A 19876-nucleotide genomic window follows, 5' to 3' on the forward strand; every position below is an offset into this window, starting at 1 on the left:
TTTCCCGCAAAAAGGCGTTTAGTCGCGGTGTCTAGCCCTTGCAGAACCGTATGGGAAGACGATACATACCGCCGAAACGCCAAACGGGTGAGAGACAGACATGTTTGACACGATGACAATGACCAAAGTTCTGGGTGCGCTCTGCGGATCGCTTCTGGTGTTCCTGCTGGGTGGCTGGGCTGCCGACCTGATCTACCACGGCGGCGAAGGCGGTCACGGGGACGAGCATCAGCAAGCCTATGTTATCGAAGTTGAAGGTGGCGAGGCCGAAGTCGAAGAAGAAGTTGTGGAAGTAGACTTCGACGAGATGATGGCACAGTCCGACGCCGAGAAAGGCGCCAAGGTCTTTTCCAAGTGCAAAGCCTGCCACAAGCTGGAAGACGGCGCGAACGGCACAGGTCCGCACCTGTATGGTGTCGTCGGACGTGATATTGCTGCTGTTGGTGACTTCGGATATTCCGACGTGCTGATCGGCAAAGAAGGCGAATGGTCGCCGGCGCAACTGCAAGCGTTCCTTGAGAACCCCAAGGCTTACGCGCCGGGCACCAAGATGAGCTTTGCAGGCCTTAAGAAGATTGAAGACCGCGCCAACCTAATCGCATATCTCGAGACAATTGGCGGCTAAGTCCGGCGTAGACATGATTTCCGAAAGGCCGTCCGATTGGGCGGCCTTTTTCGTTCCAAGTCGATCCGCTTCGCTCACAATCGCGCAATCGGCCTTGATTGTTGAACAAATCCGACTTCTTTTGGATTAACTGGTTAGTGTCGTGACGATGACAGGTCTCAGGAGGATCCAAATGAAGAACCGCCACCCGCAAGCTCTTGTAAAATCCCGATCCCACGCTGGTGCCCGGTTGAATTGGATGGGGGCGGGGTTGCTCCTGATTGCAGCTTTGATGGCCTCGGTCACTGCGGCTCGAAGCGAGACGATCATCAAGTCGCACGGTTTTTCCGACTTTGGCGAACTGAAATACCCTGCGGATTATCCGCATCTGAACTATGTGAATCCCGACGCGCCCAAGGGCGGAGAAATATCGGTATCGGCGCCGGGTACGTTTGACAGCATGAACCCGTTCAGCCGCAAAGGCCGCGGCGGCGCGTTGTCCAGCCTCCCTTACGAGCGGTTGATGGGCTCCGTCGATGACGATCCTTACAGCATGTATTGCCTGCTGTGCGAGACGCTGGAATACCCCGAAAGCCAGGAGTGGGTGATCTTCAACCTGCGACCGGAGGCGAAGTTCTCGGACGGAACACCAGTGACCGCGCATGACGTGGTCTTTACCGTGAAATCTTTCCTGACCGACGGCCTGCCATCTTTCGCGCAGGCCGTGTCGAAGTATTACAAAAGCTACGAGGCGCTGGACGACCATCGAATCAAATTCACCTTCAACGAAGGCATTCCGCGCAAAGGCCTTATCAGCCAAGCGGGCGTGTCGATTGCGTTTTCTCAAAAATGGTTCGAGGACAACAATGCCAACATCAAAGAGGCACGGCTGAATGCGGCGATAGGCTCGGGCCCTTACGTTCCGGTGGTGGTCGACCCCCCGCGGAGGATCGTCTACGAGCGCAACCCTGACTATTGGGGCGCGGACTTGCCGATCAACAAGGGGCGCTGGAACTTCGACCGCATCCGCATCGAGTATTTCGCGGACGACACGGCCGCATTGGAAGCGTTCAAGAGCGGCGTGTATACGTTTCGCCGCGAAAGCAGCTCTTTGAAGTGGGCAACAGCCTACGACTTCCCAGCCATCGAGGATGGCACCGTCGTCAAGGCAGAGCTGCCGAACGGCAACTTGCCGCCCGCCTATGGCATGGTGTTCAACCTGCGCCGAGACAAGTTCGATGACCCTCGGGTCCGTGAGGCGCTACAGTTGATGTATAACTTCACCTGGACGAACGAGACGCTGCAATTCGGGCTGTTCGCCCAGCGTGACTCGTTCTGGCAGAATACCGATCTGGAGGCGAAAGGCGTCGCCGAAGGGCTGGAGCTCGAATATCTGAAATCGGTGGAACATATGCTGGAAGACAAGTCGGTTCTGACGGAGCCTGTCGTGGTTGCCCATGAAAGCAGCGCGCGCCAGCTGGACCGCAAGAACCTGCGCAAAGCGAACACACTGTTTTCCGAAGCAGGATGGGAGGCCGACGCGAGCGGTATTTTGTCCAAGGACGGCAAGCCGTTCGAGCTTGAGTTCCTGTCCGGCAGCCCGGCCTATGACCGGTTGATCCAGCCCTATATCGAAAATTTGAAACGCATCGGCATTCAAGCGACATATACCCGCGTGGACCCCGCCCAATACACCAACCGCGAGCGCGGGTTTGACTGGGACATGGTCTATGACGGCTACGTCAACTATTTCGAGGAAGGCAGCGGCATTTCGCAGCGCTTTGGCTCGGAAGACGCGGAGTATTCGCTGTTCAACCCGTCGGGATATAGCTCACCAGCAGTGGACGAACTTATCAAAAAGATGCTGGACGCCGAGACGCTGGACCAAATGCAGGCGGCGGTACGGGCTACGGACCGTATCTTGCGCGCCGCGCGGATCATGATCCCTGCTTGGTATAATGACACGTTCTGGGTCGCATATTACGATATGTTCGAGCATCCTGAAAAATTGCCGCCACTGGCCTTGGGTCATCTGGATTTTTGGTGGTATAACGCCGACAAGGCTGCGGCCTTGAAGGCAAAAGGCGCCCTCTAGAGGCGTCGGAAAAACAGGCGGTAAGACCCGAACATGGGCGCATATATCCTCAGACGGCTTTTGCTGGTGATCCCGACATTGATCGGGATCATGATCGTGAACTTTGCGTTGACGCAGTTCGTGCCGGGCGGCCCGATCGAACAGATCATCGCAAACCTTGAAGGTCAGGGCGATGTCTTTGAAGGCTTCTCGGGAGGCAGTAACGACAGCCAGCTGGAGAGCCTGAGCTCCGACAGCAAATATGAGGGCGCGCGGGGGCTGCCGCCGGAATTCATCGCCAAGCTGGAGAAAGAATTCGGCTTCGACAAGCCGCCGTTGGAGCGGTTCCTGAACATGATGTGGAACTACCTGCGGTTCGATTTCGGCGAGAGCTATTTCCGCTCTATCGGCGTGCTTGATCTGGTTTTGGAGAAGATGCCTGTGTCGATCACGCTGGGGCTTTGGTCGACGATCATCGCCTATATCGTCTCGATCCCGCTGGGTATCCGCAAGGCTATCCGCGACGGGTCCAGCTTTGACACTTGGACCTCGGCGTTGATCATCGTGGCCTATGCCATTCCGGGGTTTCTATTCGCCATTGTGTTGCTGGTGCTGTTTGCGGGCGGATCCTATTACCAGTGGTTCCCGCTTCGTGGACTGACGTCTGACAATTTTGACGACCTGAGTGCGGTGGGTAAGGTTTTGGATTACCTCTGGCACATTGCGCTGCCGGTGACCGCCTCGACCATCGCCGCGTTTGCGACGCTGACCTTGCTGACGAAGAACTCGTTTCTGGACGAGATCAAGAAGCAGTATGTGGTGACGGCCAAGGCCAAGGGGTTGTCCGAGGGACGGGTGCTATATGGCCACGTCTTCCGCAACGCGATGCTGATCGTCATCGCGGGCTTCCCGAGCCTGTTTCTGGGCATCTTCCTGTCGGGATCGTTGATTATCGAAACCATCTTCTCGCTGGACGGCTTGGGGCGCTTGGCGTTTGAGGCGACGGTTGCGCGGGATTATCCGGTGGTGTTCGGGACGCTCTATTTCTTCGGGCTGATCGGCCTGATCGTCGGCATCCTGTCAGACCTGATGTATGTCTTCATTGACCCGCGCATCGACTTTGAAAGTCGCGAAACATGACGCTGTCGCCGCTGAACCAACGTCGCTGGACCAATTTCAAGCGCAACCGTCGCGCGCTGTGGTCGCTGTGGATTTTTGCCATCCTGTTCGGGCTGTCGTTATGTGCGGAGCTTATCGCCAACGACAAGCCGATCCTGATCAAATATCGTGGTGAGCTGTTCACCCCGTTTATCGAGTTCTATCCCGAGACAACATTTGGTAGCGACTCTCGGACCGAAGCCATCTATCGCGATATTGAGGTTCAGTGTTTGATCAAAACTGGCGGCATCGACGATTGCTGGGACGATCCCGAAGCTGTCATGGAAGAGGCCGCGACTGGTACGTTCAATGGTGAGCCGGTGGAGCAGGGGTGGATCATCAAGCCGATCATTCCCTACAGCTACACCACCATTGTCGACCGCCCCGGAACCGCGCCTGCGGCACCGGACGCGACGAACTGGCTGGGGACAGACAACACCTCGCGCGATGTAGCGGCGCGGGTGATCTACGGCTTCCGTCTGTCGATTGTGTTCACGCTTGTGGTGACTGTGGTGTCGTCCCTTATCGGTATCGCCGCGGGGGCCGTGCAGGGGTTCTTTGGCGGGCGCACGGACCTGATCTTCCAGCGGGTGCTGGAAATCTGGGGGGCCACCCCGAGCCTTTACGTCATCATCATCATGTTCGCCATTCTTGGACGAAGCTTCTGGCTGTTGGTCGCCTTGTCGATCCTGTTCGGCTGGCCCGCTTTGGTCGGTGTGGTGCGGGCCGAATTCCTGCGGGCGCGCAACTTTGAATATGTCCGCGCGGCGCGGGCGCTGGGGGTTTCCAACACCACAATCATGTTCCGCCACATGCTGCCCAACGCCATGGTCGCGACGCTGACCTTCCTGCCGTTCATTGTGACGGGGACCATCGGGATGCTGGCGTCCCTCGACTTTCTTGGCTTCGGCCTGCCATCCTCGGCCCCGTCCTTGGGGGAGCTGACTTTGCAAGCGAAACAGAACCTGCAAGCCCCGTGGCTGGCCTTTACCGCTTTCACCACCTTCGCCGTGATGCTGTCGCTGCTGGTGTTCATCTTCGAGGGTGTGCGCGACGCGTTTGACCCCAGAAAGACCTTCCAATGAGTTTGCTACTGGAGGTCAAAGACCTGTCCGTCAGCTTCCGCCAAGACGGTGAAGTGACCGAAGCGGTCAAGGGCGTGTCCTTCCATGTGGATCGCGGTGAGACCGTGGCTTTGGTGGGCGAGTCCGGCTCGGGCAAATCGGTATCGGCGCTGTCGACCGTTCAGCTGTTGCCTGACAGTGCGACGGTGACGGGGCAGATTAGTTATGACGGGAAAGACCTGACTGCGGCGAGCGAGCGCGAGTTGCGTCAGGTGCGCGGCAACGACATCAGCTTCATTTTCCAGGAGCCGATGACCTCGCTCAACCCGCTGCACACGCTGGAACGGCAGATCACCGAGAGCATCGAGTTGCACCAAGGTTTGCGCGGTGCGGCTGCGCGGGCGCGGGTGATCGAGCTGATGGAAAAGGTCGGCATCCGCGACGCAGAGAGCCGCCTGTCGAGCTACCCGCACCAGCTGTCTGGTGGGCAACGGCAGCGGGTGATGATTGCGATGGCGCTGGCCAACGGGCCGGAACTGCTGATCGCGGACGAGCCGACCACGGCGTTGGACGTGACCATTCAGGCGCAGATTCTGGAACTTCTCGCGGACCTTAAAAGGCGCGAAAACATGTCCTTGTTGTTCATTACCCATGATCTTGGCGTGGTGCGCAAGATTGCGGACCGCGTTTGCGTAATGCAGCACGGGCAGATCGTCGAGATGGGACCAACGGCAGAAATATTCGACAACCCGCAGCATCCTTACACCAAACTTTTGTTGGAGGCGGAGGCCACAGGTATTCCCGACCCCGTGCCGGAAAACGCTGAAGAGATGGTTTCCACCGAAGACCTGCGCATCTGGTTCCCCATTCAGACGGGATTATTGAAGCGCACGACAGGCCATGTGAAGGCAGTCAACGCAGCGACCGTGTCGGTGCGTGCGGGGGAAACCTTGGGCATCGTCGGAGAATCCGGCTCTGGCAAGACCACCTTGGCGCTGGCGATCATGCGGCTGATTTCGAGCAAGGGGGCGATCCAGTTCGAAGGCCGCGATATTCAGGGCCTGTCATCCAAGGATTTGCGCCCGCTTCGGGCAGATATGCAGATCGTGTTTCAAGACCCCTATGGCTCGCTTAGCCCACGTATGACGGTGGAGCAGATCATCGCCGAGGGCTTGGGCGTTCATGGCACCGAGCCGGGGCGTGACCGGCGCGAGATGGTCTCCGAGATCATGACAGAGGTGGGTCTAAAACCCGACTTGATGCACCGCTACCCGCATGAATTTTCAGGCGGTCAACGGCAGCGGATCGCAATTGCCCGCGCGATGATCCTGCGCCCCAAACTCGTTGTGCTGGACGAGCCAACAAGCGCGTTGGATATGACGGTTCAGGTGCAGATTGTGGAGTTGTTGCGCGACTTGCAGCAAAAATACGGGTTGGCCTACCTGTTCATCAGCCACGATCTGAAGGTTGTGCGGGCGATGTCGCATAAGGTGATCGTGATGAAGCAGGGCGATGTGGTCGAGATCGGCGACAGCGAAGAGCTGTTTGCCAACCCGAAAGTTCCCTACACCCAGCAGTTGCTGGCAGCCGCGCTGGAGCTAAAGGCGAAGTAGGGGGCGTTTAGGCCCCCGGGCCACGCACTTCACAATCATGACCGCGCGCGCTGAGGCGTTGGCACGCCAAGGTGGCTTTATTTTGCGACAGACCCACGAAATTGGCTTCCCATCCGCGCGGGCGATTTACGACCTTACGTAGCGCTTCGTCCAGCGTGTCGATTTCCTGCAATGCCGTTTTCAGCAAGAGCCGCTCGGCGGTGTTGCGCGTGGTGTAGTTGCCCAGAGAAATGGACCAATGACGCCCGCCTGACGTTGAGGCGCGGGTGATGATCCGGCGGGGCTGGGGCTTGCGCGCGGGCTCCGTGGTGTCGATGGCTGCTTGTACCAGGTTTTGCGGTTTCCGAATTGGTGTGACGACGGCTCCAGCGCTTGCAAGTTCTGTGCTTTGAGCGGCGCGGGTCGCCACCTCTGCACGGGCTTGGCTGACGTTATTGTCGACGCTCTCCACGATGGCGAGCAGCATGTCCTCGGACGGCGCGCGGTCAGGTCGCTGCAACGGTCTTGGGCTGGAGCGACGCGCGGTGATGGTCGGGGCGACCTTGATGACCTTCGGCTCGATCACGGTCTGTGCGGCAAGATTCGGACGGGTTGGTCTGCTCAACTTGGCGCGGGAGGGCGCGCGTTTGAAGCCCATGTCCAACAGCTCGGCGACGCGGGCATTGCGGGCGGCAGAGGATGTACCACCGAACACGGTGGCGATCACACGCTCGTTGCCACGCTCGGCGGAGGCGACGAGGTTGAAACCAGCGGCACGGGTATAGCCCGTCTTGATGCCGTCAGCGCCTTTGTAATTTTGCAAAAGGCGGCGGTTGGTGTTGGATACCTGCTTCACACCCGCATGAGTCGTCTGGCGGGAGAACAGGTTATAGTATTGCGGGTAGTCATAGATCAGGTGGCGACCAAGGGTTGTCATGTCACGGGCGGTGGACATATGGCCGTTTTCGGTCAGACCGTGAGCATTCTTGAAAGTGGTGTTGGTCATGCCAAGGGCTTTGGCCATGGCATTCATACGGCGTGCAAACGCGGCCTCGGAGCCGGAGACGGCTTCGCCAAGCGCGGTGGCAGCGTCATTGGCCGACTTCACGGATGCGGCCCGGATCAAATAGCGGATTGCAATGCGTTGGCCAGCCTTCAGGCCGAGTTTCGAAGGCTGCTCGGCGGCGGCTTTGCGGGAAATTTTAACCTTGGTGTCGAGTGTCAGCTCGCCCCGACGGATCGCGTCAAAGGTGACGTAGAGCGTCATCATCTTGGTCAAAGACGCTGGATGAAGTCGCGTGTCAGCGTTTCGTGCGTGAAGCACCTCGCCAGTGCGCGCGTCGATCACAAGCGCCGCATAGGGCGCTGCGTAGGTTGCCCCAGCCCAAGCGGATGCCACAAGAATAACCAGTCCTACACGGACTGCGTTCAAAAGACGTAAAACCACGACGTCTGCCCATTTTGCCTCGGGAATGACGTTGCATCCCCATTATTATTTTTCAGCCGATCACCGACCTTTGAAACACCGCTAGCACAAAGATCGGATTCAGAAAACAGTTTAGTTTCAGGCAGTTTGGGGGTGTCGTTGAAGTGTCTCACCCACATCTAGTGGCGGGGTCGTGGCGACCCACTAGATATTTGGAAAAAGGTATCAGGATGCCTCAGGAAACTCTAATTCACAGCGCTGTTGTTGCAGTAAACTTTCTCGCTTCAGCTCCGTTTCCTTCGCTTTGAGCGAGCGTAGTTTGCGCCGTTCCTGATCCAGATCGACAGCCACAGGCTTCTTGGTCGTCACAGGCTGCGGGTAATTACAGAAACTGAATCGCCCGTCGCCGCCTATTCCGGTGCCGACGCAAAAATTGGTGTAAATCACCGTGCGTGTTTCGGTTTGAATGGCATAGCCCCGATCAATGGTGGCCTGCGTATCGGCAATGAGCGCTTGCACGATGCGCAAATCCTTGACCGCATCTTGCATGCAGGTTTCGCGTGGGCTGGCGCAGGCGGACAGCAATAAAAGCGGGACAATCAGAATTTTTCTCATGAGACCATAATACTCCAGCTGCGACGCCAAGGGAACGTGACACTTGTCGCCGACAAATGTTAGCACGACGTGAAGCAAATAGGACAAGCCTGTGACTAACGATTTCGACGCCAAGAAAGCCCAAGCCTCTGTATGGTTCCGAAGCCTGCGCGACAATATCGTTGCCGCCTTCGAAGGCTTGGAAAATACCCAGACCGAAGGGCCGTTTGCGGACCAGCCAGCGGGAGCGTTTGAAGTGACCAAGACCACGCGCAGCTCTGACGACGGATCAGATGCGGGCGGTGGTTTGATGAGCGTGATGCGCGGCGGGCGCGTATTCGAGAAGGTCGGTGTGAATGTCTCGACGGTCTACGGCACGTTGGGCGAGCGGGCGCAGAAGGCCATGGCCGCACGGGGCGTGCCAGGGATGGCGGAGGACCCGCGGTTCTGGGCGTCGGGAATTTCGCTGGTGGCCCACATGCAGAACCCGCAAACACCAGCCGTTCACATGAACACCCGCATGTTCTGGACGCCGGGTGCGTGGTGGTTTGGGGGTGGGTCGGACCTGAACCCTTGCATCGAGCGTGAGGAAGACACTGCGTTTTTCCACAATGTGTTGAAAGAGTACTGCGACAAGCATGACGCCGGTTATTACCCGCGGTTCAAGGAATGGGCGGACGAGTATTTCTATGTTCCGCATCGTCACCGCGCGCGTGGCGTTGGTGGCATCTTTTATGACGATCTGAACACCGGTGATTGGGATGCGGATTTTGCGTTCACGCAGGATGTGGGCCGCGCATTTCTACCGGCGTTTATGGGGGTTACGGAAAAATGGCGGGATGCACCGTGGTCAGAGGCCGACAAGGAGGCGCAACTGGCGCATCGCGGGCTGTATGCGGAATACAACCTCGTCTACGATCGTGGGACCAAGTTCGGGCTGGAGACGGGTCATGACGCCAATGCGGTATTGATGAGCCTGCCGCCTGTCGCGAAGTGGTATTGAGTTTCGCCGCGCTGGCGCGCGTCGACCGGCCGGGGGACTTCATCCCCCGGACCCCCTGAGAATATTTTTGCCAAGATGAAAAGCGGGGAGGGGTCAGGCTTTGTCTGACAAAAGGTCCGCGCCGTCTTCTTCGGTGACCACGGCGTCGGCGGTGGCTTGTTCGACGTCGCTTTGTTCGTTGAGCAGGTTGCCCTCAACCTCCGGCATTGCATCGTCTGCGGCGGCCGCAGCGGCGACTTGCTTAGCGCCTTCGGAAAACTCCTGACTGGCGATGGCGAGCGCGGATTTCTCGGCGGCCCCTTCGAGTTGCAGGACCGGAACGCCTTGTGGAAAAATGATTTCCCGTGCGTCGTCGGGCATGGAGACGCCTTCCTCGGTCAACCGCTTGGTAACCTGGCGCAGCAGGGCAGATTTGACCTTGAGGACGGAGAAGTCCTTGGCGTTCACCCAGTAGTAAGCCTTGATGTTCACCGTAGAGCTGCCGAGGCCGTCGACGAGAATCATCGGCTCCGGCTGGTTCAGCACGGCTTCGTGGCCCGCGATCACCTCGAGGATCAGGCTTTGGGCACGGGCAACCGATACATCGTACCCGACCCCGATCACCAGCGTGTCGCGGCGGTTGGCAGAACTGGTGTAGTTGACGATCGTGCTTTTGAAGATCATCGCGTTGGGGATCTGGATGTGGTTGCCTTCGGGGCTGAGGAGCACGGTCGAGCGTGTGTTCATCGAGCGCACCGAGCCTGCCATGCCTGCCACTTCGATGTAGTCACCGGACTGGAACGGGCGGCGAATGGACAGCAGCAGCGACGCCAGAAAGTTTTCTGCGATGTCGCGAAAGGCAAAACCGACGACGATGCCGATCACCCCCGCGCCACCGACAACAGAGACGGCGATTTGCGTGAGGCCCGCCACCTGCAACACCACGAACAACCCGATCAGGAATATCGGCAGCGCGATGGCGCGGCTGACGATGTCGCGCAGGAAAGGCGACGCGATGCCGCTCAAAAGCCAGCGGCGGATTCCCCTGGCCGCGAGCGATGACAGCCACCATGTCAGCGGCAGGATGATTAATGCCAGTACGATCAAGGGGAGAGAGGTGACGATACGTTTCCCAACAGATTTGATCTCACCCAGTGCGGGGGCAAAGGACCAGTTGGCCTCTTGCACCACCTGAATGCGGTTGACGACCGCGACCACGTCTTGAGTTTGTGACGCGAGATCGCGTGCCCATCGTTTATGATCGGCATTGGTGGTGCGCCCGTCGAGGAAGACGATGCCGTCCTTCACTTCGACACGCGAAAACTTGTACCAGCCGGTCGAGCGGAGGATGCCGACGATCCGGTCGGCGATCTGCTCGTCCCGCGCCGTAGGTTCGACCGAGACGGCTTGTGACGGGGACGTCACGTCCTGGCCGTCGCTTGATGCCTCTTGCGACAGGGCGGGGATGGACAGGGCGAAAACGGCGCAGAGCGCGAACAGGATACGAGTCATCATGCGCCTGACCCTAGCGGGACGGGCGGTTGGTGTTCCAGTGAAATATGCGCCTAGGCCGACGCGGTTTCGCGGACGGTGTCGATCATCAGTTGCACATTGTCAGGGTTGGCGTCGGGGGTGATGCCGTGGCCGAGGTTGAAGATGTGCGGGCCTTTGGAAAAGGCTTTGACGATGGCGCGGGTCTCCTCGACGAGATCCTTCCCGCCGGTCACCATGTGGCGCGAAGCAAGGTTGCCCTGAACGCAGCCATCGACCTGAACGTTTGCGGCGGCCCAATCGGCGGAGACGGAATTGTCGAGCGCTACGCAATCTGCACCCGTTGCTTTGGCAAACCCGATGTAGTTGTCGCCAGCTTCGCGGGGGAAGGCGATGATTGGCGTGTTCGGGTGGCGGGCTTTCAGTGCGGTAATGATCTTTGTTGTAGGGGCGAGGGCGTATTTGTTGAACGCATCGCCGGACAGCGAACCCGCCCAACTGTCGAACAATTTCACCACTTCGGCACCCGCGTCGATCTGCGCGGACAGGTATTCGATGGTGGCGTCAGTCAGCAGTTCGATCAAGGCGTCGAACACCTCGGGCTGTTCGATCCGCAGCTTGTGGGCGGGGGCTTGATCGGGTGTGCCCTGGCCCGCAATCATGTAAGTGGCCACGGTCCACGGGGCACCTGCGAAACCGATCAGCGTAGTGGTCTTGGGGAGCTCGCCTGCAAGGTTGCGTACCGTTTGGTAGATCGGCGACAGATGCTCGTGCACGTCTGACGGGCCTTTGAGTTTGGCGAAGTCGGCGGCGCTGGTCACGGTTGACAGGCGCGGGCCTTCGCCCGTGACGAACCACAGATCCGCCCCCAAGGCTTGCGGCAGCAGCAAGATGTCGGCGAACAGAATGGCCGCGTCGAAGTCGAAGCGGCGGAGCGGTTGAAGTGTGACCTCGGTCGCCAAATCAGGGTTGTAGCACAGCGACAGGAAGTCGCCGGCCTGCGCGCGGGTCGCCTTGTATTCTGGCAGATACCGACCCGCCTGGCGCATCATCCAGATCGGTGGCGTATCCAGTGTTTCGCCTGCCAATGCACGCATGATTTTCTTCTGCTCGGCCATGGCCACACTCCTTATGTTGCGACCTCTTGTCCGCGCTCGGGTGACCGAATGTCAAGGCGACAGCTTGTCAGCATAAGTGCGCCCATTTAAGCAGGCTGTCATGGCAATGAACCTACCCACCCCGACCTCACCCTTGCGGATTGGCACCCGCGGATCACCGCTTGCTCTGGCGCAGGCCTACGAGACGCGTGCGCGGCTTATGGCGGCGTTTGATTTGCCGGAAGAGGCGTTCGTCGTTGTGGTGATCAAGACCACGGGTGACGCCGTTCTGGACCGGTCGTTAAAAGAGATTGGCGGCAAGGGGCTGTTCACCCGAGAGATCGAGGAGGACTTGTTGTCGGTCAAGATCGACATTGCTGTCCACTCGATGAAGGACATGCCGGTGGAGCAACCGCAGGGCTTGCTGCTCGACACTTACCTGCCGCGCGAAGACGAGCGCGATGCGTTTGTGTCATTCAAGGCGAAAAGCATTGCGGATTTGGCGGTCGGCGAAACGGTCGGAACGTCGTCGTTGAGACGGCGTGCGCAGATTTTAAACCGCCGCCCTGATCTGAATGTGGTGGAGTTTCGTGGCAATGTGCAGACACGGCTGAAGAAACTGGATGCCGGGGTCGCGACGTGTACTTTCCTTGCGATGGCGGGGCTGAACCGGCTTGCGATGGATGGCGTTCCTGCGACCAGCATAGCAACCGACGAGATGCTTCCTGCCGTCGCACAAGGCGCGATCGGGATTGAGCGACGCGAGGATGATACCCGCGTGGCAGAGATGCTTGCCGCGATCCATGATGTTCCCACAGGTCAGAGGCTGGCTTGCGAGCGGGCCTATCTGGCGCAATTGGAGGGCTCTTGCGAGACGCCGATCGCCGGTTTGGCGGAGTTGAAGGGGGGAACTGTGCAATTCCGTGCCGAGATTTTGCGCCCTGACGGATCAGAAGCATTGAGTGATGCTGAAACCGCTTCGATCGAAGATGCTGCCGAGATGGGCCGTGCGGTGGCAGACCGGTTGACCGCGCGAGCGCCAAAGAACTTCTTTGATTGGCGGAGCTAGCCCGAGATCGGGTTAAGGTGCCACAAAGGGCTGCCAAGCGAATGCACCGGCATCGTTTCGCCCAACCTAAATCGCAAAATTGCCATAATTTAAGAGGATTGTTCCAACCACGCGAAGGAAAATTTGCGTGAGTTTTAACAATTTACTCAGGATTTAGGAGGTCAGAGAATGGAACATGGACGTCTTCAGCCGATGAAGGGTGCCTCCGGTCGGGAGAAAACAGCCTTTACAATGAAAACGATCAAAGAGCTATTGGAAGAAGAGGCGTTGAAGAAGACTCAAACGCCGATGCCGCTTCCAACTGTGCCAGAAGTGCAAGAGCCAGAAGCCGCAGCGCCAAGCGCTCCTGAACCATCTGCCGAGGCCGCAGCGCCAGCAGTCGAGGCTGAAAAACCAGCGGCGCCAAAAGCAGCTGCCTTACCACCGATTCCCCCCGCACCTGTTGCGCAGGCTGCTGAACAACCAGCGGAAAAACCGCGCTCGTTGCTCGGGCGTCTGATCGGTAGCTAACTGGCGCGTTGATCAACGTCTGCGAAGTTGCTCGAATGTTTGAGCATTTAGCGTTGGTTGATATTGGAATTAAAAAAGGCCGCTCCCGAGAGAGCGGCCTTTTTCTGTTCAGTCCAAAACGCCGAAGCGCTCAAGCTTGGCCCAAGAAATTAACCTTGGCGGGCTTTAAAGCGAGGCTGGGTTTTGTTGATCACGTAAACGCGGCCTTTGCGGCGCACGACCCGGCAATCCCGGTGGCGCGACTTCAGGGAGCGAAGTGAGTTCTTAACCTTCATGTCTCTTCTCCTATTCGTCCAGCGCGGTAGGGCGCCTTCAATTACAATTCGTTCAGATGGTGGGCACTACTGGGATCGAACCAGTGACCACTTCGATGTCAACGAAGTGCTCTACCGCTGAGCTAAGCGCCCATCTGACCTTCATTTTCCGATCCTATCCCACAGCAAAGGGGACGCAGCCGGAGCACGTTGGTCCGCGCTCTATAGAAGGAGTCGGAATGCTGTTCAAGGGCTTTTGAATGCGCAATTTTTAGCCCTATACTCTAGGCAACAGGAGCGGGCATGACGAACGACGCTTACACATTGACCCTACCAGAGGTCCAAACCAGTTACATGGTCTTTTCCAGCCCGCATAGTGGGCGGAATTATAGCCGCGCATTTCTGCGGCGCACGGTGCTGGACGATTTACAGATACGCTCATCGGAAGATGCGTTCGTGGACAGGCTGGTCGCTCCTGCGGCCAAGTATGGCTCGCCCTTTCTGGCGGCGAATATGCCTAGGGCCTTTCTTGACCTGAACCGCGCCTGCGACGAGTTGGATCCCGCAGTTGTGCAAGGCGTGCGCCGACCTGGCCACAACCCTCGGATTGCGTCGGGGCTTGGAGTTATCCCAAGGGTCGTCGCGAACGGGCGGGCAATTTACGCGGGGAAACTGTCGATAGAGGAGGCCAGTGCGCGGATCGAGCAGTACTGGCATCCGTATCACAAATGCCTTGGGACCCTGATGGAGGAAACCAACCGGACCTTCGGGCGCGCGGTGTTGGTCGACTTCCATTCTATGCCCCATGAAGCCGTGCAATCTGTGGCGCAGGTGGGGTTTTCCCGCCCTGAGGTGGTGCTAGGTGACCGTTTCGGCGCGGCGGCTGGTGGCGACATCGTTGACCGGATCGAGACCATATTTCTTGAGGCCGGATTGCGGGTCAGCCGGAACGCACCCTTTGCAGGGGCATATATAACGCAGGTCTACGGTCGTCCGTCGCGTGGCCATCATGCGATCCAGATCGAGATCGACCGCGCCCTATATATGAACGAGCAGTTTGTCAGGCCGAACGGCAATTTCGACAGCTTTTGCCAGTTGATGGAAAACGTCGTCGCGGAGATTGCGGATCTGGGCCGCCAAGAGCTGCCCTTGGCCGCCGAATAGACGCTACCGCAGGGAGCGGCCTTTCTTGATCGCATCGCTACCGAATTTCTCGCGAATCTTGTCGGTCGCCCGCTCGGCATCCGTGCGCTTCGCAGCATCAGGGTCGAGCAGGTCTGGCGTGCGGTCGGCGTCAGTTTCAGGCATCAGATCGGAAATGCCGACGCCAAGCAGGCGGTAAGGTCCTTCGTTTACATTGGCCATCAAGTCCCGCGCCGTGCGGTATATGCGGTCGGCCAGTTGCGTCGGGTCTCGCAAGGATTGGCGGCGGGTAATGAGTTTGAACTTGGCGGTCTTCAGCTTCAGCGTGACGACGCGGCCCGCAATTTGCTTGGCCTTCGCGCGATCCGCCACCTTTTCGGCCATGCGCCATAGGTGACCGTCCAACAGGTCAGTGTCGGCGGTGTCATCATGGAACGTGGTTTCGTTCGAGATCCCTTTGACCGGCTCATGGGCGGACACACGGCGGCGGTCTTCACCACGGGCAAGATGCCACAAGCGATCCCCCATCGAGCCAAAGCGCGCGTGTAAGTCTTGGCGGTCCCACCGGAGCAGGTCGGCGAATGTGCGAATACCGGCCTTTTCCAGACTCTCGCGGGTTACCGCGCCGACACCCCAGATCAAGGAGACGGGGCGGTCACGCAGGAAGTCGTCGGTTTCCGCCTTGCCGATAACAGAAAAACCGCGCGGCTTGTCTAAGTCGGACGCGACCTTTGCTAGGAACTTGTTGTGGCTCAATCCGATGGAGCCGCTCACACCGATGTCGCTTTCCATCCGGTTTACCAGCCGCGCCAGGATAACCGCGGGCGGGGCATGATGCAGTTTTTCAGTGCCTGTGAGGTCAAGAAAAGCCTCATCCAGTGACAGGGGTTCGATGGCGGGGGTCAGTTCCTGCATCAAGGCGCGGATTTGGCGGGACACGTCCACATAGACGTCCATGCGGCCACGCACGACTTCGGCCTCGGGGCAAAGCTTGAGCGCCTGAAACATCGGCATGGCGGAACGCACACCCTTGATGCGGGCGATGTAGCAGGCAGTAGAAACAACACCGCGCCTGCCGCCTCCAATTATTACGGGCTTGTCGCGCAGGGCCGGATTATCGCGCTTTTCGACCGACGCATAAAAGGCGTCGCAATCCATGTGGGCGATTGAAAGCTCGAACAGTTCTGGATGTGACATGACGCGGGGCGACCCGCAGGCGGGGCAGCGGGCGCCTTGGTCATATTGGTGGAAACAGGTGCGGCAAAGCGAAGGCATGGAGTGGTGATACGCCAGAGGGGTGTAGGCGGCAATCTTCTGCTATGAGTGGTGCATGGAATTTCACGGCGCAAAAGTAGCGGTATTTATCGGCGAGCGTCTGTTGGTCGCGTTGCGCGATGATTTTGATCACATCCCTTTTCCCGCGTGCTGGGATTTTGCCGGAGGCGGACGAGAGTTGGGGGAAAGCCCCGAAGAATGTGTGTTGCGCGAGTTGAAAGAAGAGTTCGGGCTTTCGTTGCCGCCCGATCAACTGGTCGGAAAATCCGTATATGAGACGCGGGAGCCGGTAGGGACCGCGTATTTCTTTGCCGCTCATTTGCCCACCGGAGCGGAATCGGGCGTAGTTTTCGGGGATGAAGGGCAGCGCTGGAAGCTCATGACACCAGAAGAATTCCTGTCCCGCAGCGATGCTATCGCGCATTTGCAGGATTGCTTACGGGTGTATCTGGAAAGACTCTAGCTGCCGATATCGACCGAAACAGACTGTTTCTTTCTTCTAAACGGGCCTTCTGCACCCCATATAAACCTTAGGACAGTGAAGGGAATTTATTGATGGAAGACATTATTTTGGGATTTTTGGGCAATAACGCAGTGTTCCTGCTGTTGTTCGTCTTTTTGGTCGTCGTCGTCCTCGCGGGCGTGCGGATCGTCCCTCAAAGCGACAAGTTCGTCGTTGAGCGATTTGGCCGCCTGCGCTCGGTGCTTGGGCCTGGCATCAACTTTATCGTGCCGTTTCTGGATCGTGTGGCGCACAAGATTTCCATTCTGGAACGCCAACTGCCGACTAATCGCCAAGATGCAATCACGTCAGACAACGTGTTGGTGCAGGTCGAAAGCAGCGTGTTTTACCGCATCATCGAACCGGAAAAGACGGTTTACCGTATTCGCGACATCGACGCGGCGATCATGACCACTGTTGTTGGTATCGTGCGCTCCGAGTTGGGTACGCTGGAGCTGGACCAAGTCCAGTCCAACCGTGGACAGTTGATCGAACGCATTCAATCTTCGCTCGAGAAGGTCGTGGATGACTGGGGCATTGAGGTAACCCGGGCCGAGATTTTGGACGTTAACCTTGATGACGCAACCCGCGCCGCGATGATGCAGCAGTTGAATGCAGAACGCGCGCGCCGTGCGCAAGTGACGGAAGCCGAAGGCTCCAAGCGGTCGGTGGAGCTGAATGCCGACGCGCAGCTTTATGCGGCCGAGCAATTGGCCAAAGCCCGCCGTATCGAAGCGGACGCCGAGGCCTATGCAACCGAAGTGGTTGCCGTCGCGATCAAGGAAAACGGCGTGGAGGCTGCACAGTATCAAGTGGCCTTGAAGCAGGTCGAGGCTCTGTCTGAAGTCGCTCAAGGGGCTGGCAAGCAAACCGTGTTGTTGCCGACCGCCGCGCTGGACGCCTTTGGCGACGCGTTTAAACTTCTGAAGGGGAGGACCTGATGGAACAATTCATTCTGTGGAACCAATACTGGGTTTGGTTCGCGCTGGCGTTGTTGCTGGGCGTGTTCGAAATCCTGATGCCGGGCTACATCCTGCTGGGCTTCGCAGTCGCGGCGGCGGCAATGGGTGTTGTGTTTGCAGTTGGTGTCTGGCCTGCCGGTATGATGATGGACTCGTTGCCCATCACTCTATCGGTCTATGGGGCAGCGTCGCTGATCACATGGTTGGGGCTGCGCCAATATTTTGGTCGCCGTAACGGTCAGGTCAAAGTCTGGGACAAAGATATCAACGAGAACTGATTCCTTTTTTCGACCGCGTAAAAAAGATCACATGCCCGTGCCATTGGTGCGGGCATTCACGCGTCCAGACGCCGAATAGTTTCAAATAATTTTGTGAATTGATCAGTTCTAACGGGCTTGTTATCCGCTGCTCAACCTTGCACCAAGTCTGTTCATATGCGCACCAATCGTGCGCAATTCTCACGAATCTGTTCATTGAGTGTGAGCGAGAAAAGCTCCAAATTGGGTTCATCAACAGCAACAACGCTGAACCTTAAAATCGAAACCGGAGTACTTAAAATGAAAACTATTATCGCAACTGTTATCGCCCTGACCGCAACCGCACCTGCTTTTGCTGACGTGAGCAACCCGCAAGCCTTCTTCGCCATGGGCAACGATTCTGCCGCTGAACTGACCGTGAGCGAAACATCGACAGGCAACGTGGCGAAAGCGCTGAAAGTTGGCATCTCGGCCAATGAATCCGCAGCAGAAATGAACGCAATGATCGGTGGCGCTGATGTAAGTCGCGACGTGCAAGCTTTCTTCGCACTCAGCAACGACTCTGCCGCTGAGCGTACAACGCTCAACTAAACTACTCGATCTCCTCCCGAGACCAGAAGCGGGCTCCTCTTAACTGAGGGGCCCGTTTTCTTATGGCAACTCGTCAAGGATCGCTTGGGCCGCTTCGCGTGCGTTTGTTGCTTGCCAGATCGGGCGGCCTACCACGATGTGGTCGGCCCCGTCGCTGATTGCTTTGGCTGGAGTTGCGACGCGTTTTTGGTCACCAAGCGCCGAACCGGACGGGCGCACGCCGGGGGTGACGATCAAACGACCCTCGGCCTCGGGGAGGGCGCGGATCATCGCGGCTTCTTGCGGGGATGCGATGACGCCGTCGGCACCCGCCTCTAGGGCTTTTGCCGCTCGTTCGAGCGTAATCTCGTGAATGTCGCCAGCTTTGATACAGCCATCATCCAGATCGGCGCGATCGAGCGACGTGAGAACCGTCACGCCAAGGATTTTCATGTTAGTCCCCGACGCGCCTTCCTTGGCGGCGCGCACGACATGGGGGTCGCCGTGGACGGTTAGGAAGTCATGATTAAACTGCGCAAGGCCACGGACGGCTGCTTCGACAGTTGCCCCGATGTCGAACAGTTTCATATCAAGAAAGATGCGTTTGCCGTGCTCGTCTTTCAGCTCGTTGGCAAGTGCAAGGCCACCACCGGTCAGCATCCCGAGGCCGATTTTGTAGAAATTTACGCTATCGCCAAGGCGCTGGCTTAAATCCAGCCCGGCGAGGGCATTGGGGAGGTCAATTGCAACGATCAGACGGTCATCGGACATGGGAGCAGGCCTTTGCAGCTAGGATTTGGCCCTAGCTGCCCGTCTGACGCCGTGTCGTCAAGCGGCGGTCTGCATATCCTTAAGACCCATGGTATCTTTAAGTTGACGGATCATGTCGTTGATGTGGATGAGGCGACCAGCTTTTTGAGTGGGTGAGCGCGACATCAACTTCGCACGGCCCTTCGCGCGATGCGTTTTGGCGCGTGCGACCAGAACGGTTGAAACCGCCTCGAAATCTGTCGCGATCGGTAAAGGAGCGGAGGTCGGAACCTTACGGGTCTCATGCCCCTCGTGAAACACAACCAAGGCCTCGAAACACCGCGTTGCGGCATTGTAGTTCAAGTTTTGCACTTCTGTTTGATAACTGCTCATAGTTACCTCCTTTTCATTACTAACAACGTAGGATCGAAAAGGTTCCGTCGCCACTAAACGGCAGTCACAACGTAGTGAATCATTGTAACGTCGAAATTTTGTGATCACA

The 19876-nt window shown here is 58.0% G+C and carries 21 protein-coding genes and 1 tRNA gene; 13 read left to right on the forward strand and 9 right to left on the reverse strand.

From position 1 onward, the window contains the following. The first annotated feature begins 100 nt into the window (after positions 1–100). From BUB72_RS15870 to BUB72_RS15890, 5 genes are all read left to right on the forward strand, one after another. Positions 101–625 (forward strand): c-type cytochrome, encoded by a 525-nt coding sequence (locus tag BUB72_RS15870; protein WP_073145772.1) that lies wholly within the window; start codon positions 101–103, stop codon positions 623–625. Positions 626–797: 172 nt separating this feature from the next. Then, entirely contained in the window at positions 798–2699 is a 1902-nt protein-coding gene (locus tag BUB72_RS15875) for an extracellular solute-binding protein (protein WP_073145774.1), read from the forward strand. 33 nt (positions 2700–2732) lie between these two features. Then, positions 2733–3818 (forward strand): microcin C ABC transporter permease YejB, encoded by a 1086-nt coding sequence (locus BUB72_RS15880; RefSeq protein ID WP_073145776.1) that lies wholly within the window; start codon positions 2733–2735, stop codon positions 3816–3818. Further along, entirely contained in the window at positions 3815–4921 is a 1107-nt protein-coding gene (locus BUB72_RS15885; RefSeq protein ID WP_073145778.1) for an ABC transporter permease, read from the forward strand. The genes BUB72_RS15880 and BUB72_RS15885 overlap by 4 nt, the downstream gene beginning before the upstream one ends. Continuing rightward, positions 4918–6513 (forward strand): ABC transporter ATP-binding protein, encoded by a 1596-nt coding sequence (locus BUB72_RS15890; RefSeq protein ID WP_073145780.1) that lies wholly within the window; start codon positions 4918–4920, stop codon positions 6511–6513. Before BUB72_RS15885 ends, BUB72_RS15890 begins: the two co-directional genes overlap by 4 nt. A gap of 7 nt (positions 6514–6520) precedes the next feature. Here the strand turns inward: BUB72_RS15890 and BUB72_RS15895 are convergent, their stop codons facing one another. Both BUB72_RS15895 and BUB72_RS15900 read right to left on the reverse strand, forming a co-directional pair. Then, positions 6521–7939 carry a D-alanyl-D-alanine carboxypeptidase family protein gene (locus tag BUB72_RS15895; RefSeq protein ID WP_083588702.1) on the reverse strand — a complete coding sequence of 473 codons (1419 nt, stop codon included), beginning with the start codon at positions 7937–7939 and terminating at the stop codon, positions 6521–6523. A 204-nt stretch (positions 7940–8143) separates the two neighbouring features. Further along, entirely contained in the window at positions 8144–8620 is a 477-nt protein-coding gene (locus BUB72_RS15900; protein WP_139250701.1) for a hypothetical protein, read from the reverse strand. 4 nt (positions 8621–8624) lie between these two features. Here BUB72_RS15900 and hemF point away from each other — a divergent pair, with 4 nt between their 5' ends. After that, positions 8625–9515 (forward strand): oxygen-dependent coproporphyrinogen oxidase, encoded by an 891-nt coding sequence (gene hemF / locus BUB72_RS15905; protein ID WP_073145786.1) that lies wholly within the window; start codon positions 8625–8627, stop codon positions 9513–9515. Positions 9516–9608: 93 nt separating this feature from the next. Here hemF and BUB72_RS15910 read toward each other — a convergent pair whose 3' ends face one another. After that, positions 9609–11009, reverse strand: a complete 1401-nt coding sequence (locus BUB72_RS15910; RefSeq protein WP_073145788.1) for a mechanosensitive ion channel family protein — start codon at positions 11007–11009, stop codon at positions 9609–9611. A gap of 50 nt (positions 11010–11059) precedes the next feature. After that, positions 11060–12103, reverse strand: coding sequence for a uroporphyrinogen decarboxylase (hemE, locus tag BUB72_RS15915; protein WP_073145790.1), 1044 nt, complete (start codon positions 12101–12103; stop codon positions 11060–11062). A gap of 100 nt (positions 12104–12203) precedes the next feature. On the opposite strand from hemE, the gene hemC reads away from it, so the two are divergent. Beyond that, on the forward strand, positions 12204–13151 hold the full coding sequence (gene hemC, locus BUB72_RS15920) for a hydroxymethylbilane synthase (RefSeq protein ID WP_073145792.1): 948 nt from the start codon (positions 12204–12206) through the stop codon (positions 13149–13151). Between the two features lie 168 nt (positions 13152–13319). Beyond that, positions 13320–13661: a hypothetical protein gene (locus BUB72_RS15925; RefSeq protein ID WP_073145794.1), complete on the forward strand. Its 342-nt coding sequence runs from the start codon at positions 13320–13322 to the stop codon at positions 13659–13661. A 149-nt stretch (positions 13662–13810) separates the two neighbouring features. Here BUB72_RS15925 and ykgO read toward each other — a convergent pair whose 3' ends face one another. Beyond that, on the reverse strand, positions 13811–13936 hold the full coding sequence (ykgO, locus tag BUB72_RS15930; protein ID WP_048864290.1) for a type B 50S ribosomal protein L36: 126 nt from the start codon (positions 13934–13936) through the stop codon (positions 13811–13813). Positions 13937–13993: 57 nt separating this feature from the next. Then, a tRNA-Val gene (locus BUB72_RS15935) sits at positions 13994–14068 on the reverse strand. A 150-nt stretch (positions 14069–14218) separates the two neighbouring features. On the opposite strand from BUB72_RS15935, the gene BUB72_RS15940 reads away from it, so the two are divergent. Continuing rightward, positions 14219–15079 (forward strand): N-formylglutamate amidohydrolase, encoded by an 861-nt coding sequence (locus tag BUB72_RS15940; protein ID WP_073145797.1) that lies wholly within the window; start codon positions 14219–14221, stop codon positions 15077–15079. 3 nt (positions 15080–15082) lie between these two features. Here the strand turns inward: BUB72_RS15940 and BUB72_RS15945 are convergent, their stop codons facing one another. After that, entirely contained in the window at positions 15083–16333 is a 1251-nt protein-coding gene (locus tag BUB72_RS15945) for a DNA polymerase IV (RefSeq protein WP_073145800.1), read from the reverse strand. Between the two features lie 55 nt (positions 16334–16388). Here BUB72_RS15945 and BUB72_RS15950 point away from each other — a divergent pair, with 55 nt between their 5' ends. The 4 genes from BUB72_RS15950 (at position 16389) to BUB72_RS15965 (ending at position 18645) form a co-directional block, all read left to right on the forward strand. After that, the gene (locus BUB72_RS15950) at positions 16389–16796 is read left to right on the forward strand and encodes an NUDIX hydrolase (protein ID WP_073145802.1); all 408 of its coding nucleotides are present in this window, start codon (positions 16389–16391) and stop codon (positions 16794–16796) included. A 92-nt stretch (positions 16797–16888) separates the two neighbouring features. Next, positions 16889–17776, forward strand: a complete 888-nt coding sequence (locus BUB72_RS15955) for an SPFH domain-containing protein (protein WP_073145804.1) — start codon at positions 16889–16891, stop codon at positions 17774–17776. Next, the gene (locus tag BUB72_RS15960) at positions 17776–18075 is read left to right on the forward strand and encodes a hypothetical protein (protein WP_245814876.1); all 300 of its coding nucleotides are present in this window, start codon (positions 17776–17778) and stop codon (positions 18073–18075) included. Before BUB72_RS15955 ends, BUB72_RS15960 begins: the two co-directional genes overlap by 1 nt. A 156-nt stretch (positions 18076–18231) precedes the next feature. Then, the gene (locus BUB72_RS15965; protein ID WP_175549184.1) at positions 18232–18645 is read left to right on the forward strand and encodes a hypothetical protein; all 414 of its coding nucleotides are present in this window, start codon (positions 18232–18234) and stop codon (positions 18643–18645) included. Between the two features lie 60 nt (positions 18646–18705). Here BUB72_RS15965 and pyrF read toward each other — a convergent pair whose 3' ends face one another. Both pyrF and BUB72_RS15975 read right to left on the reverse strand, forming a co-directional pair. Next, on the reverse strand, positions 18706–19395 hold the full coding sequence (gene pyrF, locus BUB72_RS15970; protein ID WP_073145808.1) for an orotidine-5'-phosphate decarboxylase: 690 nt from the start codon (positions 19393–19395) through the stop codon (positions 18706–18708). A 57-nt stretch (positions 19396–19452) separates the two neighbouring features. Then, entirely contained in the window at positions 19453–19767 is a 315-nt protein-coding gene (locus BUB72_RS15975; protein WP_073145810.1) for a hypothetical protein, read from the reverse strand. Positions 19768–19876 lie beyond the last annotated feature (109 nt).

The sequence above is a fragment of the Litoreibacter ascidiaceicola genome (assembly GCF_900129235.1).
GTDB lineage: Bacteria > Pseudomonadota > Alphaproteobacteria > Rhodobacterales > Rhodobacteraceae > Litoreibacter > Litoreibacter ascidiaceicola.